The sequence below is a fragment of the Colwellia hornerae genome, from assembly GCF_007954355.1.
Classification (GTDB): domain Bacteria; phylum Pseudomonadota; class Gammaproteobacteria; order Enterobacterales; family Alteromonadaceae; genus Colwellia_A; species Colwellia_A hornerae.
In genome coordinates this window covers 14999-31306 of the sequence record NZ_VOLR01000020.1, presented here as the reverse complement: position 1 = coordinate 31306, position 16308 = coordinate 14999, and the positions used below count along the sequence as shown (strand labels likewise).

Annotated in this window: 14 protein-coding genes; 4 read left to right on the top strand and 10 right to left on the bottom strand. The window is 38.3% G+C overall.

Translation table 11 applies throughout. The features are described from left to right. Window positions 1-62 precede the first annotated feature (62 nt). Both ESZ26_RS14010 and ESZ26_RS14005 read right to left on the bottom strand, forming a co-directional pair. Window positions 63-1031, bottom strand: a complete 969-nt coding sequence (locus ESZ26_RS14010) for an endonuclease/exonuclease/phosphatase family protein (RefSeq protein ID WP_317615692.1) — start codon at window positions 1029-1031, stop codon at window positions 63-65. A 50-nt stretch (window positions 1032-1081) separates the two neighbouring features. After that, a complete protein-coding gene (locus ESZ26_RS14005) occupies window positions 1082-1714 on the bottom strand; it encodes a TetR/AcrR family transcriptional regulator (RefSeq protein WP_146800095.1) in 633 nt (210 codons plus the stop codon). Window positions 1715-2390: 676 nt separating this feature from the next. On the opposite strand from ESZ26_RS14005, the gene ESZ26_RS14000 reads away from it, so the two are divergent. The 3 genes from ESZ26_RS14000 to deoA all read left to right on the top strand — a co-directional run bounded on the left by ESZ26_RS14000 (window position 2391) and on the right by deoA (window position 7424). After that, a complete protein-coding gene (locus tag ESZ26_RS14000; protein WP_146800094.1) occupies window positions 2391-5531 on the top strand; it encodes a TonB-dependent receptor in 3141 nt (1046 codons plus the stop codon). A 159-nt stretch (window positions 5532-5690) separates the two neighbouring features. Then, window positions 5691-6110 carry a cytidine deaminase gene (locus ESZ26_RS13995; RefSeq protein WP_146800093.1) on the top strand — a complete coding sequence of 140 codons (420 nt, stop codon included), beginning with the start codon at window positions 5691-5693 and terminating at the stop codon, window positions 6108-6110. 12 nt (window positions 6111-6122) lie between these two features. Then, window positions 6123-7424 carry a thymidine phosphorylase gene (deoA, locus tag ESZ26_RS13990; protein ID WP_211361233.1) on the top strand — a complete coding sequence of 434 codons (1302 nt, stop codon included), beginning with the start codon at window positions 6123-6125 and terminating at the stop codon, window positions 7422-7424. 91 nt (window positions 7425-7515) lie between these two features. On the opposite strand, the gene upp is transcribed toward deoA, so the two are convergent. From upp to udk, 5 genes are all read right to left on the bottom strand, one after another. Beyond that, the gene (gene upp / locus ESZ26_RS13985) at window positions 7516-8142 is read right to left on the bottom strand and encodes a uracil phosphoribosyltransferase (RefSeq protein WP_146800092.1); all 627 of its coding nucleotides are present in this window, start codon (window positions 8140-8142) and stop codon (window positions 7516-7518) included. A gap of 81 nt (window positions 8143-8223) precedes the next feature. Further along, window positions 8224-8799, bottom strand: a complete 576-nt coding sequence (locus ESZ26_RS13980; RefSeq protein ID WP_146800091.1) for a thymidine kinase — start codon at window positions 8797-8799, stop codon at window positions 8224-8226. Window positions 8800-8823: 24 nt separating this feature from the next. Continuing rightward, window positions 8824-9597, bottom strand: coding sequence for a deoxyribose-phosphate aldolase (gene deoC, locus ESZ26_RS13975; RefSeq protein WP_146800090.1), 774 nt, complete (start codon window positions 9595-9597; stop codon window positions 8824-8826). A 24-nt stretch (window positions 9598-9621) separates the two neighbouring features. Further along, complete coding sequence (locus ESZ26_RS13970; RefSeq protein WP_146800089.1) at window positions 9622-10866, bottom strand: NupC/NupG family nucleoside CNT transporter; 1245 nt, start codon at window positions 10864-10866, stop codon at window positions 9622-9624. Between the two features lie 36 nt (window positions 10867-10902). Then, window positions 10903-11553: a uridine kinase gene (udk, locus tag ESZ26_RS13965; protein WP_146800088.1), complete on the bottom strand. Its 651-nt coding sequence runs from the start codon at window positions 11551-11553 to the stop codon at window positions 10903-10905. Window positions 11554-11810: 257 nt separating this feature from the next. On the opposite strand from udk, the gene ESZ26_RS13960 reads away from it, so the two are divergent. Further along, complete coding sequence (locus tag ESZ26_RS13960) at window positions 11811-13031, top strand: phosphopentomutase (RefSeq protein WP_146800087.1); 1221 nt, start codon at window positions 11811-11813, stop codon at window positions 13029-13031. A 209-nt stretch (window positions 13032-13240) separates the two neighbouring features. Here the strand turns inward: ESZ26_RS13960 and deoD are convergent, their stop codons facing one another. From deoD to ESZ26_RS13945, 3 genes are all read right to left on the bottom strand, one after another. After that, window positions 13241-13945: a purine-nucleoside phosphorylase gene (gene deoD / locus ESZ26_RS13955; protein ID WP_146800086.1), complete on the bottom strand. Its 705-nt coding sequence runs from the start codon at window positions 13943-13945 to the stop codon at window positions 13241-13243. Between the two features lie 230 nt (window positions 13946-14175). Next, a complete protein-coding gene (add, locus tag ESZ26_RS13950) occupies window positions 14176-15171 on the bottom strand; it encodes an adenosine deaminase (protein ID WP_146800085.1) in 996 nt (331 codons plus the stop codon). 97 nt (window positions 15172-15268) lie between these two features. Then, window positions 15269-16174 (bottom strand): endonuclease/exonuclease/phosphatase family protein, encoded by a 906-nt coding sequence (locus ESZ26_RS13945; protein WP_146800084.1) that lies wholly within the window; start codon window positions 16172-16174, stop codon window positions 15269-15271. Window positions 16175-16308: the final 134 nt, after the last annotated feature.

Below are 16308 nucleotides of genomic sequence, written 5' to 3'. Positions count from 1 at the left end.
ATAATAAAACCGAATTTTGATGGTAACGCGTAATCGGCTCTCATTCGCCAAAAGGCGGTATGTCACTTAGCATTTTGGTTGTTTTTACTGTGCCGCTTTCCCCCTTCACTTTGATGTAGTGCATCTTGAATTTTATCGTGATTTAGTAAGCTTGAAATCCCAGAACTTATAGCATTACCATCAACATTAGAGGCATTTAAATCACCAAGAATAACAAAAGGTGCTGGGAGGGTTAAACCGCCTTTATCACCCTTGTCATCATAGATATAAGCTGATTTTTCAGGCGAGAGGTAATCCGCCCAAAAACGAATTTCATCATGGTTACGTTTACCGTTTCTATCTTCTGGCCCATCAAATACTGGTGGTGTAGGGTGGCTTGCTAAGATATGAACTACGTGCCCGTTAACTTGGACCGGAATATCCCAGTGAGATTTAGACGATAAGCGCATATTTTGCCAAGCGTCATCACTAAACCAAGGGGTTGAAGTTTTAGGATCAAAAGGTTGCAGGGCGTTGGGCATATCTCGCCATTTAAAGTACTGAAAGGTGCGAATGTCTGCAATATTAATCGGGTACTTTGACAATAGTACCATACCAAAGTGGCCTGAGAAGTGTCCGTAACCAAAACCATCCCCCGGTAAAACGCCTTGTTTGCCATTGCCATCTAGATCATAGCCTGAGTTGACACCCGTATTAACGGGCCCTTGATAAAAAAAAGGAAAATCAATTGCTTTTTGTCCATTTTGGCTTTTGTTCAAATAACCTTTAATGAAAGTTTTTAAGGAGTGGTGGTGATTATTTTCACTATTCTCTGGATTATCAAATTCATTTAGTAAAAGAATATCTGGATTATTACGCTGAATTATTTCTGCAATATTTTTAATTTGTTGATGATCACTGTCTAAAGCTACTTGCAGAGCTTTATTTAAAAGGGTACTAGGTTCAGAACTTTGCTGAGATTGATAATTTAAAGCCTCCATACTTACATTAAATGTTGCGACTTTGAGTGGGGTTGCTTGTAATGTGCTCATATAAGTTCGCTAATGTTATTGTAATAGGTAAAGGGGTTTTTATGTCAACTTTAATGTAAACCACAGCCACGCAAAATCATGTCAGTTAAGAAAGCGATAACATCTTCTACATCTTCATCTTCGTAATCAGCCCTATTCATGATGGTTAATATTTGTGTTTCAAAATCAGCATAATGTTGGGTTGCTGACCAAATAAGAAAAATCAAATGAATTGGGTTAACATCTCGCATTTCGCCATTATCTATCCATTGCTGGAAAAGTTGAGCTTTCTCTCTGACCCACTTTCTTTGATAGGTACGGGCAAAATCTTTCAAGTGTTGCGCACCTTGAATAATCTCCATCGCATATATTTTTGAAGATTCGGGGTGCTTAAAAGACATCCTTACTTTCGCTTCAATAAATTTTTCAATCGCCGCTTTCGGGCCATCTTCAGGATTTATATCACCAATACCTTCATCCCACATTTGTAAGGTATGTTCGAGTACGGCATGGTAAATGTTTTCTTTATTCTTGAAATAGTAAAGTATATTGGCCTTAGGCAGGCTAGCCCTATCTGCAATTGACTGTACCGTAGCGCCTTTATAACCTTGTAAAACAAATTCAGTACTAGCCGCAATTAATATCTTGTGTTGGCTCAGCGCTCGAATATTCCCTGTTTTCTTTATTTCTTTGTTATTTTTCATTAAGTTGCTCAATATTTAAAATGCATAAATAAAACATTTTTAAGTTAAATCGTTATTATAATTTTACTTTTATACTACCTGTTGACCAAATAGTTAACTTTTATGGTTTGTTATACTTATCTTTATTTTATCACTGACTTAAGTCATTAAATTCCATTTTTCGATGGAATTCTACTATAAATGTTTAGCCATTTATATGAAAGGGAACTTTAGTGCTTTAGTTGATGTTTTTTAATTCACCTGCAGGTGAATTCTCGTTGATTAGTGAACTGTATTGAGCTTAAAGCTATGTATACATGACTAATTGTTTATTATGTTGTATTTCTTATCTTCATCAGACATAAAACCTTATAACTAAATGACCAGTAAATATGCCTGTTAATAATAATATCTTATATAAAGAGCATCTTCATTATCAATGTCAGTGATAGTGCTAGTTTTACAACACATCTTGTTGTTTCTTAATGTTTTTTATTGTCCTCTTTTGATTTTGTTTTTTTTAATCGCTAACAGATACCATTTGAATTTCAAAAACTCTGAAAATATGTAATGAAAATGTAATAAAAATCTGGTCTAATTTCATCCGAAATTAAAAACAGAGCAACTGGTTAGGTTTTTTGGTTGCTAAAAAAATAATAAGTCGTCAACACTTAAAAACGTAATCAAGGAATAACCGATGAACACTCAACGTCTCTCACTTATTTCAAGTGCAGTTATTTTTGCACTTGGCTTATCGACTTCTGCTATGGCAAACGATACCTCCTCCGCTATTCGAGGTAGTATTGAAAATTCAGCGGGTGCTATTTCAGTTAATGCAAAAATTGAAATCATCCACGAACCTTCAGGCACAAAAACGCTTACTACTTCTAACGACGCTGGTAATTTTTCAAGTAAAGGTCTTCGCGTAGGCGGTCCTTACACGATTAAAATCACTGGCGAAAAAGGTGTTACTGTTTATAGAGACATCTTTTTAACACTTGGCGATACTTTTCGTTTAAATGCAAAACTTGAAGCTATGGATGATGTTGAGCGTATTTCTGTAACAGGTAGCAAGCTTTTTTCTAACAATATTGGTAGTAACAGTTATTTTGGTGCTGATGATATTGTTAATGCTCCAAGTTTCGATCGTGATATTAAAGATATCGTTCGTAATAACCCTTTAGCCGTTTTATCTTCTAAAGATGGCGAGTTAAGTGTTGCCGGTACTAACCCAAGATTTAACAGCATCAGTGTTGACGGTATTAGCCAAAATGATGACTTTGGTCTGAATGCCAATGGTTACCCTACAACGCGTTCACCTATTTCTCTTGACGCGATTGAACAGGTAACTATTGATGTTACTCCTTTCAACGCAAAGGACAGTGGTTTCCAAGGCGCTAAAATTAACGCAGTAACAAAATCAGGTACTAACGAGTTGTCAGGTTCATTCTTTTATGAAACTCAAAATGACAGCATGGCCGGTACGCCAAAAAATGGCGAAGACGAAGCGCCATTAGATTTTGATGAAACAACTTTTGGTGCAACCCTAGGTGGCGCTATTATTGAAGATGAATTATTCTTCTTCGCTTCATACGAATATTACGAAGCAACATCGACTGTAGAGTGGGGACCAGATGGCGCTAATGTACCTAACCCAACTGAAGCCAACGTAGCTGACGTTCTAGAAGTACAAAGAATTGCTCGTGAAGTCTATGGCGTAGAGCCAGGCGAATGGGATTTATCTCCTAAAGTCGACGATGAAAAATTATTGTTGAAGTTAGATTGGAACATCAACGAAAACCATCGTTCAGCGTTCACTTACCAATACACTAAAGGTAACAGCACACGTAACCAATCTACATTTGGCCGTGAATTACGTTTATCTTCGCATTGGTATGATAGAACTGAAGAGTTAAACAACTACGCGTTTAAACTTTACTCTGATTGGAATGACGATTTTTCAACACAACTTAGCTTAACTTACCTTGATAACCCAACGACTCAAGCATCATTAGGTGATTTTTCTGATACCGTAATCCAAGCTGACTCTGGTGATATCGCCATTGGTGCAGATCACTCTCGCCACTCTAACGATTTACGTAAAAAGACTTTTATCATGTCTTTAGACGGTGATTACTTAGTGGGCGACCACAGTTTAAGTTTTGGTTACCAGTTTAAACGTTTAGATATTTTTAACTTGTTTTTACAAAACACCAAAGGCGATTACCGATTTGGTAGTATTGAAGACTTTGAAAACAAAGTTGCAAACAGAGTTATCTACCAAAATGCAACGAGCTTAGATCCAAATGACGCAGCCGCTTCATTTGTCCGTGATGAGCATGCTTTTTTCATTCAGGATGAATGGATGTTCAATGACGATATCACTATCGACATGGGTTTAAGATATGAAATGTTAGCGTCTAGCGACACGCCTATCTATAACGAACAATCTAAAGCGCGTACAGGTTTCGACAATACTGATAACTTAGATGGCACAGGTATCTTCTTACCACGCTTTGGTATTAAGTGGGATGCAAGTGATGACCTTATCGTTCGCGGTGGTGTTGGTCGTTATTCTGGTGGTCAACCAACTGTTTGGGTATCTAACTCTTATTCAAACCCAGGCGTTGGCATCGGTAAAGTTTTTGCAAACGGTACCTTTGAAAATGTAGATATTAGCGGTCCACGTCAAGAAGATAAAGACGCAGTAGCTAATTCAACCACATATGCAGGTACAAACTTTGTTGACCCAAGCTTTGATTTGCCGTCTGATTGGCGCTACCAGATAGCTCTTGATTACCGCTTTGATATTCCAGTGTTAGGTGACAACTTTTTATTAACCACTGAATACTTATACAAAAAGTCAGAGAATACTGCTTTTTGGCAAGATGCAAGTTTGTTGGGTGATGAAGATGGCACTACAGCAGACGGCGGTCGTACTATCTATGACGATGCCGATGGTTCAATTACCGACTTAATGTTAACAAATGCTGGTAAAGATGGCCGTTCTAAAATCTTTAGCATGGTTTTAAACAAAGATTGGGACAGTGGTGTTCGTTTAACAACATCTTACACTAATCAAGACGTCACTGATGCGCATACAAGTACAAGTGCAACTGCAGGCAGTAACTTTGGTTATAATACGGTTATTAACCGTAATGACGCTGAAGTAGGTCGCTCTGGCTTTGAAACAGAACACAGATTTGTTGTTAACTTAGGTTATGAAACTGAATTTGTTGCTGGCTACAAAACCAACATCAACTTGTTCTTCGAACGCCGTTCAGGTAAGCCAGTAACTTTCTATGCTGACGGAAATGACGTAGATGGAAGAAGTGGTCCAGGTCGCGACCCTTATGACTTATTAAGCCCAGGTACTACAAACGATTCGTTCTTACCTTATATCCCTACACCAGGTGATACTAATGTTGTTTTCACTTCACCAGAAAATGAAGCTAACTTCTTTGAAGCGATTAATAACCTAGGTTTAGACAAATATGCGGGTGGTTACTTACCAAAAGGCGTAATAACTACACCATGGGTAACAACACTTGATTTAAGTATTCGTCAAGAAATCCCAGGATTTCAAGAAGATCACAAAGGTATGGTTTACTTAACTGTTGATAACCTATTAAATCTTATTGATAGCAGCAAAGGTAAAGTATACGGAAGTGACTTTGGTACTCAAGAGTTAGTTGAATTTACTGTTGACCCAGCGACAAGAAAATATGTATATGGCCGACCTATCTCACAAAATGATGATGGTAGTTACGCAGATAATAAATTTTATACGACTGATTCAGCATGGCGTATAAAAGTAGGTGTTAGCTACAAGTTCTAATAACACCTTAAAATACTGATATAAAAGCCCTTTAGTTTACTAAAGGGCTTTTTTTTACAAAAAAATCAAACAGGTTAGCGATACCTTTAATGCATTACTTGACCACTTGGTCAGCTATGGTATTCTGACAGCCTAAATAACTCTTGAACCTTTACAATAATGAATAAACAAACCATAAAAATACCTGCTGAATTAAAAATAGCCGCAAAACAGGCTTATCTTAACGCTTATGCGCCTTATAGTAAGTTTCATGTTGGTGCTGCGGCTTTGACCACTTCCGGTACTATTGTCCAAGGGTGTAACGTTGAAAATGCCTCATACGGTTTAACGGTCTGTGCAGAACGCAATTGCATTAGCCATGCGGTAATTAAAGGTGAGCAAAGCTTTCAAATGATCGTTATTTATACCGAGCAAGAAAGAATGACACCACCGTGTGGCGCATGCCGACAAGTTATTGCTGAGTTTTTTGAACAGTCAGCACCTGTTATTGCCTTTAATCACAAAGACCAGCAACAAGTGTGGAGTGTCGCAGAACTTTTACCTGATGCTTTTACACCCAAAGATTTATTAGACATTTAAGGATATTCATCAATGATGTTACCCCAAGAAATTATTCGCACTAAGCGCGATGGCAAAATCCTCAATGACAGCCAAATCCATGACTTTGTTAATGGTTTAGTTGACGGTAGTTTTTCTGACAGCCAAGTGGGTGCAATGGCCATGGCAATTTTTCAGCAAGGATTATCAGTTGAAGAAAAAGTAACGCTGACCACCGCAATGATGAACTCGGGTGATGTACTCTCTTGGGAGGGCTACGATGCCCCCATCGTTGATAAACACTCTACGGGTGGCGTAGGAGATAAAGTCAGCTTTATGTTGGCTGCAATTGTTTCTGCTTGTGGTGCTTATGTACCGATGATCTCCGGCAGAGGGTTAGGGCATACCGGAGGTACTTCAGATAAATTAGAAAGTATTGCTGGTTTTAATGTCGAGCCAACAATTAGTGAGTTTAAGCGCATTGTTAAAGACGTAGGCGTAGCCATTATTTCGCAAACTGACAATTTAGCGCCAGCAGACAAACGTCTTTATGGTATTCGTGATGTTACCGCGACGGTTGAATCTATTCCTTTGATAACCGCTTCAATTTTATCTAAGAAACTTGCCGCAGGTCTTGATACTTTAGTGATGGATGTAAAAGTTGGTAATGGTGCGATGATGTCATCTCTTGAAGATGCTAAAGCACTTGCCGAGAGTATTTCTAGTGTCGCCAATGGTGCAGGAGTTAACACGCAAGCGATTATCACCGATATGAATCAAGTATTAGGCACCAGTGCCGGTAATGCCATCGAAATGTATGAAACCGCTAAATATCTGACTGGTAAACAACGCGAACCTCGTTTACATAAAGTCGTTAAAACGTTGGCCTGTGCGATGTTAGTGAATTCAGGTTTAGCCAGTGATGAGCAAACCGCTTATCTTAAAATTGATAAAGCCCTTCATTCAGGTAAAGCGGCTGAGATATTTGAGCGCATGATAGCAGCTTTGGGTGGACCAAAAGATTTTGTTGAAAATCCATGGGGCTCGATGAATAAAGCGGCCATTATTATGGAAGTCAAAGCCAGCCAGCATGGTTATTTAGCTCAAATGAATACCCGTGATATCGGTATGTCAGTGGTAGGGTTAGGCGGCGGCAGAACTGCGCCAAAACAAAAAGTTAACCATAGTGTCGGCTTTGACAGGATTTTACCGCTAGGTGTGCAAGTTAATAATGGTGAGGTTATTGCTCGTGTTCACGCCAAAGACGAAAACTCAGCGTTATTAGCAGCAGAGCAATTTAAACAGGCTATCACTTATTCAGAAGATAGCCCGGAATTACCGCCGGTTATTTATTAAATAAGACCGTTATAAACAAGGCTACAATATATAATTTCATGCTAACTAATCACTTCTTACAAAAGTGATTAGTTTAAACAGGTATCATTTATTATAAAGTACCAAATATTTTATCACCTGCATCGCCTAGACCCGGCAAAATATAACCTTGCTCGTTAAGTTTCTCATCAATTGCACCAATCGTTAAAGTCACATCTGGGTGAGCATCATGGATCAACTTTATCCCTTCCGGTGCGGCAACCATAAATAGTGCAATAATTGTTTTACATCCTGATGCTTTTAATAATTCTATGGTTGCTAATGCGGTGCCACCAGTTGCTAGCATAGGATCAATAATAATCGCTGTTCGACTTTCTATATCCGAGATAATATTTTCGTAATAACTTTCTGGCTCTAATGTTTCTTCATTACGTTGTATGCCAACAACACTGATTTTTGCACAAGGCAGTATTGACAGTGAACCTTCAAGCATACCTAAACCAGCACGTAAAATAGGTACGAGTGTCGGCTGTTTATCAGCAAGAATTGGCACTGAAATTTCACCAGACCAACAGGTTAAAGGGATATTTTTAATACTAAGGTTTTGCGTTGCTTCAACCGTTAATAACATTGATATCTCTTTGGTCAACTCTCGAAAGGCTTTGACGGAAATATTATTATCGCGTAATAAACTGACTTTGTGTTTAACCAGTGGATGAGAACTTTCAAAAACTGACATGGAATATTCCTTGTTTGTTTTACAGGTACAGGGGGAAATCTAGTTGAATATATTGTTAGTAATAAGCGCAGCCTGGTTTTTTCACCAGACTAATTGCTTAAAATGGGCTCGACATAATGGTTCATAACGTTCATTACCACCAACTTCTACTTGCTGACCTACTTTAACTGGCACACCATTTTCATCTTGTCTGATAACAAAATTGGCTTTGCGACCACAATGACAAATTGTTTTTAACTCGACGAGTTTATCGGCCCAAGCAAGCAGGGCAGCACTGCCTGAAAAAGTTTCACCAAGAAAGTCAGTTCTTATTCCGTAAGCTAACACGGGAATATGTAAGAGATCGACAACATCCGTTAACTGCTTAACTTGTTCAGTTGACAAAAACTGTGCCTCATCAATCAATACACAATCAATTTTAGCAGCTTGATGTTTATCTTTTATCTCAGTAAACATATTGATGTTATCATCAAATAAGAAAGCATCTGCGTCTATACCTAGGCGCGAAGCGACTTTGCCTTTGGCGAATCTATCATCAATCTGCGCCGTATAAATTGCGGTAGTTAACCCCCGCTCTCGGTAATTATAAGACGATTGCAGCAAATGAGTAGATTTACCCGCATTCATTGATGAATAATAAAAATACAGTTGTGCCATGAGTTACTTCTTTATCAAAGGAGATCAGTAGTTAGTTGCTGAGGTGTTTTCTGTGCTGTGTCCTAGCGTGTCAAGTAAACTGTTAAGTAAGCTACTTGCACCAAAGCGAAAGTGATTATTATCAGCCCACTCATTACCTAAGATGCTATCTGCTAAAGCAAGATAAACTGCTGCATCTGCTGCGTTTTTAACACCGCCTGCGGGTTTAAAACCAACATTGATATTTTTGTTTTTAATCACTTCAAGCATTATTTGGGCGGCTTCTGGTGTTGCATTTACCGCAACTTTCCCCGTTGAGGTTTTGATAAAGTCAGCACCGGCATTAATTGCAATTTCACTGGCTTGTTCAATCAAGGCCGCTGATTTAAGCTCACCCGTTTCAATAATTACCTTCAATTTAGCAAATTCGCCACACGCTTGTTTACATACTTTGACCATATCAAAACCAATGGCTTCATTACCTTGCATTAATGCTCGGTAAGGAAAAACCAAATCGACTTCGTCGGCGCCGTATGCAACAGCCGCTTGTGTTTCAGCTAAAGCGATATCTATATCATCATTACCGTGTGGGAAGTTAGTGACGGTAGCAATTTTTATCTGTGGTGTTTGTTGCGCTTTTAAAGTCTTTTTTGCCAAAGGCACAAAGCGAGGATAAATACAGATAGCAGCCGTCACGCCACCTATAGAATTTGCTTGTCTACACAAGGTTATAATTTCTTCTTCTGTTTCACTATCAGTTAAACTTGTCAAATCAATTAACGAAAGTGCGCGTTGAGCGATGGCTTTAAGGTCAGACATAACGTTTATTTTCCTATCAATTATTTATAAAGAAATGAATACGCCAGCAATAGCTGCGCTCATTAAATTAGCTAAGGTTGCCGCTAACATCGCGTGCATGCCAAGCCGTGCGATATCACGTCGGCGACTCGGCGCCATTGAACCAATACCACCTAATAAAATTGCGATGGAAGATAAGTTAGCAAAGCCACATAATGCAAAGGTGACAATGGCTTGGGTTACCGGTGAAAGTGTATCTTTTATCTCAACAAAATTGACATAAGCAAAAAATTCATTGACCACAACTTTTTGGCCAATAAAACTACCTGCTTGTAGCATTTCATTAACCGGTACACCAATTATGAAAGCGAAAGGGGCAAACACGTAGCCTAAAATAAGTTCGATGGTAATATTATCGTATCCAAATAAACCACTAATACCGCCAACAATCGTATTAAGGAGAGCAATTAAAGCAATAAAAGCTAAAAGCATCGCACCAACATTAACCGCGAGTTTTAATCCAGATGCTGCGCCAGATGCTGCGGCATCAATAACATTAGCGGGTTTTTCATCACCTTCATCAAAGTCTACCGAGTCTTGAACAATTTTTTCAGGCTCTGTTTCAGGGCAAATGATTTTAGCCATCAGTAAGCCACCCGGTGCCGCCATAAACGACGCCGCTATTAGGTATTTAAGCTCTATGCCTAAACCCGCATAACCAGCCATAATAGAACCAGCAACAGAGGCTAAGCCGCCAACCATAATGGCAAACAGCTCAGACTGGGTCATCTTAGCGATATAAGGACGGACAACTAAAGGCGCTTCTGTTTGGCCAACAAAGATATTAGCAGTCGCTGAAAGCGATTCGGGTTTACTGGTTTTTAATAGCTTTTGTAAACTACCACCAATAATTTTGATAACCCACTGCATAATGCCAAGATAATAAAGTACGGCGATTAATGAAGAGAAGAAAATAATATTAGGTAACACACGCACAGCAAAAACAAAGCCGACACCGTTATCGTACATAGCGTCGGTGCCTAAGCCGCCAAAGAGGAAGTTTATACCGACCTTGGCACTATCAATAACACTTTGTACACTTGAAGTGATCGTGGTTAACACGTCTTTGCCAAAGGGGACATATAAAACAAAAGCACCGAGTAACAGTTGTAGCAAAAATGCAAAACCTACTGTGCGAAAGTTAATATCTTTTCTACTTTTCGAAATTCCATAGGCAATCGCTAATAAAACAAATATGCCTATTACCCCTCTAAATGCGGCAAAATCCATGGATACCCCTTAATATTTTTATTGTTATTGTTATTGTTATTTTTGTAGTGGTAATTTTGACAGTTGACGAATTTTTGCTTTAAGTACTTCTATCGCCATTCTGTTCTTTCCGCCTCGGGTGATCACTATATCAGCCCAAGCTTTGGAGGGTTCAATAAATTGATAGTACATAGGTCTAACTGTTTCTAGATATTGATTTGTTACTGACTCAACACTTCTGTTTCGTTCTATTAGATCACGTTTAATTCGACGAACCAAACAGATATCAAGTGGCGTATCCATGTAGACTTTTATGTCAAACTGATCTCTAAGTGCTTTATTTGACAGGAGTAAAATACCTTCAACCAGCACAATTTTTGTTGGTGTAAACACCCGTGTTTCATTTAAACGTGTATGTGTTTTATAACAATAAATCGGGACGTCTATTGATTTGTTTTCAGTGATTTTTTTTAAATGCTCAGTTAACAAGTCATGCTCAAAAGCACTGGGGTTGTCATAGTTTGTTTGTTCACGTTCAGACATCGACAAATGTGATTGGTCGCGATAGTAAGCGTCTTCACTAAGAATGGAAATACCGTCTTCACCTAATTCATCGATAAGTTCGTCGTGAATAGTATGCGCAAAAAGGGTTTTACCCGATGCTGATGGACCTGTGATTGTAATGATTGTCGGTTTATTTGCGTTCAATTGTTTATGCCTGTCGATAATTCAGCTTCAGAAATGGTTTTAATCCTATCATTAGTGATAATGTGATAGTAATTAACGCTAATTTTATACTTTTACGGTTAAATGATCAAAAATACGTTACTTTATTCGCGTATATTTTAAAGCATCATTTACCCCATTTTCAAAAGGTGGTAAATTAGCACAACTTGACCATGTGGTCATGTTTTATTCTGCTATTTATCAATATATATTGAAAATATGATCATAAAGGAAATGCTATGGCCCGCGCAATAGTTTTAGTAATAGACAGTTTTGGTATCGGTTACTCTGCTGATGCAGCTGAGTTTGGTGATGTAGGCGCAAATACCCTTGCTAACCTCGCTAAAGCATATTATGCAGAGACAGGCAAAGCGATAAACTTACCTAACTTGGCAAGTTTGGGATTATTTAAAGCTAGCCATGAAGCATCAAACACCGATTTTCCACAGCAAGGTGGTGAACCTCAAAAAGGGGCTTATGGTTTCGCACAAGAAATAAGTACCGGCAAAGATACCCCTAGTGGTCATTGGGAAATGGCAGGTGTACCCGTTTTATTTGATTGGGGATATTTCACAGATAAAGAAAATGCCTTTCCTGTTGACCTGATTAATAAAGTTAATAAAGCTACTGGTTTTAGCGATATGCTCGGCAATTGTCATGCATCAGGTACCGTTATTTTAGAGAAATTAGGACAGGAGCATATAAAAACCGGTTTACCTATTTGTTATACCTCAGCGGATAGTGTTTTTCAGGTTGCCGCACATGAAGAACATTTTGGTCTAGATAATCTTTATAAGTATTGCGAAACGGTGAGAGCCGAACTCGAAGGGCTTAATATAGGACGCGTTATTGCGAGACCTTTTATCGGTGACAACCCCGACAACTTTTCTCGAACAGGTAACCGCCGTGATTATTCGGTATTACCTCCAGCACCAACCGTACTCGATAAAATTTTTGATGCCGGTACACATGTGATCAGCGTTGGTAAGATTGCTGATATTTTTGCACATCAAGGTATTAGCGAAAAAACCAAAGCAACCGGCTTAGATGCTTTACTCGATGCCAGTATTAAACATATTAATAGCGCAGTAGATAATTCGTTAATATTTACTAATTTGGTTAATTTTGACCAAGACTTTGGCCATAGACGTAATCCTGTTGGTTATGCACAAGAGCTTGAAGCCTTCGATCTCCGCATCCCTGAAGTACTTAATGCGATGACCGATAACGACGTGCTGTTTTTAACTGCTGACCATGGGTGTGACCCCACATGGCCAGGTAGCGATCATACTCGTGAGTATGTGCCGGTACTAGCTTATCATCACAATATTGCTTCGGTAAATTTAGGTAAACGAGCAACCTTTGCTGATTTAGGGCAAACCATAGCTGAGATGTTTAATGTCGAAAAAATGGAATATGGTACTAGCTTTTTAACCGAGCTTAATTTTAATAATAAGTAGCGAAGTGTGATTGATTAAAAGCTTTTATTGTTATAAATAATTGTTATAAAAAAGGGGGGAGCAAAAATGCTAACCCCTTTTTATGTTCAGGATGAATGGTAAGTCGTGGTGCCATGGCAGTTCTTAGGCATCCATGCCATCGACGTGCATTAGTGCTTCCATGTACGTCGATGAAAGAACGACAATGTTCAGGATGAACGGTTACAACGTTATAGAATACTTTCTAAGGTTAATTCCATCATGTCTTTAAAGGTGGTTTCGCGCTCATCTGCTGTAGTTTGTTCACCCGTTTTAATATGATCGCTTACGGTTAAAACTGTTAATGCTTTTTTACCGTATTCGGCTGCAACGCCATAAAGACCAGCGGCTTCCATTTCTACCGCTAAAATCCCATATTTTTCCATGGTGGCAAACATTTCAGGCTGTGGGGTATAAAATAAATCAGCGGTAAAAATATTACCAACACGGACAGGTTTATTTAAACGCTCAGCAGTATCTACAACACTTTTTAATAATGAAAAATCTGCACATGCTGCAAAATCAACACCATGAAAACGCTGTCTATTAACGTTAGAGTCGGTACTTGCTGCCATACCAATTACAATGTCACGCACTTTTATGTCATCACGAACAGCGCCACAAGAGCCGATACGGATAATACTTTCAACGCCGTAGTCTTTGTAAAGTTCAGTCGCGTATATTGAAACGCTAGGGATCCCCATTCCAGAACCCATTACTGAGATAGGCTTGCCTTTATAGGTACCCGTGTAGCCAAACATGTTACGAACACGTGTTACGCATTTAACATTTTCTAAGAAATTATCGGCAATATATTTAGCGCGAAGTGGGTCGCCTGGCATTAATACAGTTTTTGCAAAATCGCCTGCTTGAGCTTCAATATGTGGTGTTGGCATAAGAGTTATCCTTTAGTTTTTAAGTGTAACTCAGTAAGTTTCTAGCCAGACCTGATGGGATCAAACTGCTATCAAGGATTTTTTACTGAAAAATGTTTATGGCGATTTTAAATATCGCCTAAAAGTTAATATGGTTATGATAATACTAAGTACAGTAACGATCAATTATCTATTAATCATTAGGGTTAACAACAACCAATAAAATTGATAATCGCGACATTACCTTTGCGCTATAGTTTTAATTGGCGTAATTTTTGTTTTTCTTCATGGCTTAAAAAACTCATTTCAATGGCATTACTTTGTAATTGCGTGATTTGTGCCTGACTAAGTTTAAGTAAGTTACTGGCAAGGTTAAATTCATCTTCAAGCTCAATGTTCTCAACAGCAGGGTCATCGGTATTTAAACAAACATTAAGACCATTAGCTAAAAAGGTTTTTACCGGGTGCTGAGTTAAATCTTTTATTGTACCTGTTTGATAATTAGACGTCAGGCAAGACTCAAGACCAATATTATGCTTAAGCATATAGTCCATAAGTTTTTGATCTTTTACACAAGCGACACCGTGACCAATTCTGGTTGCTCCAAGTTTTTCTATCGCATGCCAAACGCTTTCTGGTCCGGCAGCTTCACCTGCGTGTACAGTTATTTGTAAACCAGCATGCGATGCTTTCTTAAAATGATGTTCAAAAAGGCTACCAGGAAAATTATACTCGTCGCCAGCTAAGTCAAGCGCAACAATATTATCTTTGTGAGCTAAAAGGGCGTTGAGCTCAATTTCGCAATTGTCTACTCCAAAAGTACGGCTCAAAATACCAATTAAATTTATTTTGGTCGGATACTTTTTACGGCCTTGATTAACCCCTTCAATAATCGCTTCCACAACACCTTCAATAGGAAGTTGATGGGTCATAGCGATGTAAAAAGGTGAAAAACGTAATTCTGCATAATCAATATTAGCCAGATAAGCATCTTCAACATTTTCATAACCAATGCGTATAACATCATCTAATGAAGAGAGTACTTGCACGCCCCAATCTAACTTCTTTAAAAAAGCGAGGAGGTCGGCTTCATTGTCAGTAATTTTAATATGGGGTAGAAAGTCTTCGAAATTAGTTTCAGGTAAGGCAATATTATTTTTCTGAGCTAATTGCCAAACAGTTTTAGGGCGAATGTTTCCGTCTAAATGTCGGTGAAGGTCTATAAGTGGCAGTTGCTTATTATACATGTGGGTGTATTGTCCTGATTATATAAAGTGTTGCTAGTTAACACTAGCAACGGTTTATGTCTGTTGTCTATTTTAGCTCAAAATCCTTGTTAAATGTTTAAAGCTTTACTTTAACCGAAATAGGGCAATGGTCTGTTAATGTATTAGCAAGCTCTCGGGTATATTTTTCTTTGAAAACTAATTGTTCAAAAGAGTTTTCGACATACATATTTTTAGCGCTAGGGTTAAAAACAATATGGTCGATATAATCTTTGTAGTAACCGCCCCAACAAGCAGACTCTTTGGTCATTGTTGGTGTCCAAAGCGCTTCATTGCCTTCATCGTCTAGTGCTTGCCATAAGCCTTGATCTTCAGCATGTTTCTGACTTACATCTTGTGAGAATCTGCGGTTAAAATCGCCAAGCACAATAAAAGCTTCGTCATCTTTAGCACGCTCATCAACCCAACTTTCAAGCGGGTCTATTTGCATACTTAATGTAGTGCAGGCCTCTTTTACTCTTAATTCTTTATCCGTACTACTTGGCATTGCTGCGAGATTTTTGCTATCGAGCGGTAAAGCAAAACAACCAGACTTTAAATGTACGGCAAGTAATCTAATTTCTTTACCATTTCGAGATAAGGTTAAATCCATACCATGTCTAACACGGGTAACATTTAATGCTTTATACTCTTTGGCAACAACCGTTAAGCCCGCTGATTTTTTAACGGCCACACCAACACGTTGTACCCAATCTTTAGTCGAAAAATAAAAATCATATTCGTTACCAAAGACCTTTTTTGCCCAATTTTCATCTTCAACTTCTTGTAAAGCAATCACATCGGCATCAAGTTGTTTAGCATAGACGGCTAATTGCTGATAATCATTAGCTTTTCGTTTATTATACTCATGTGAACCTAACCAAGCGATATTCCATGAAGCTACTTTAAGCTCTTGAGAGTAACTGGGTGAAACATACATTAAGCTAAATAGTAAACTAGCAGTTGTTAATATTGTTTTTTGCATTAATACTTCTCTTAGTTAAACTCAAGCTTTTTGAGCACAGGTAAATAATAAACGTTAATTCACTGAATAATTTACTTAACCATTCGGTCAAGAATTGATATAATTCGCCACATTACACTACTTTTACAGTAAGA

Coding starts and splice junctions, on each gene's coding strand:
- ESZ26_RS14010 (WP_317615692.1), bottom strand. CDS start 1,031: ATGAGCACATTACAAGCAACCCCACTCAAAGTCGCAACATTTAATGTA.
- ESZ26_RS14005 (WP_146800095.1), bottom strand. CDS start 1,714: ATGAAAAATAACAAAGAAATAAAGAAAACAGGGAATATTCGAGCGCTG.
- ESZ26_RS14000 (WP_146800094.1), top strand. CDS start 2,391: ATGAACACTCAACGTCTCTCACTTATTTCAAGTGCAGTTATTTTTGCA.
- ESZ26_RS13995 (WP_146800093.1), top strand. CDS start 5,691: ATGAATAAACAAACCATAAAAATACCTGCTGAATTAAAAATAGCCGCA.
- deoA (WP_211361233.1), top strand. CDS start 6,123: ATGATGTTACCCCAAGAAATTATTCGCACTAAGCGCGATGGCAAAATC.
- upp (WP_146800092.1), bottom strand. CDS start 8,142: ATGTCAGTTTTTGAAAGTTCTCATCCACTGGTTAAACACAAAGTCAGT.
- ESZ26_RS13980 (WP_146800091.1), bottom strand. CDS start 8,799: ATGGCACAACTGTATTTTTATTATTCATCAATGAATGCGGGTAAATCT.
- deoC (WP_146800090.1), bottom strand. CDS start 9,597: ATGTCTGACCTTAAAGCCATCGCTCAACGCGCACTTTCGTTAATTGAT.
- ESZ26_RS13970 (WP_146800089.1), bottom strand. CDS start 10,866: ATGGATTTTGCCGCATTTAGAGGGGTAATAGGCATATTTGTTTTATTA.
- ESZ26_RS13960 (WP_146800087.1), top strand. CDS start 11,811: ATGGCCCGCGCAATAGTTTTAGTAATAGACAGTTTTGGTATCGGTTAC.
- deoD (WP_146800086.1), bottom strand. CDS start 13,945: ATGCCAACACCACATATTGAAGCTCAAGCAGGCGATTTTGCAAAAACT.
- add (WP_146800085.1), bottom strand. CDS start 15,171: ATGTATAATAAGCAACTGCCACTTATAGACCTTCACCGACATTTAGAC.
- ESZ26_RS13945 (WP_146800084.1), bottom strand. CDS start 16,174: ATGCAAAAAACAATATTAACAACTGCTAGTTTACTATTTAGCTTAATG.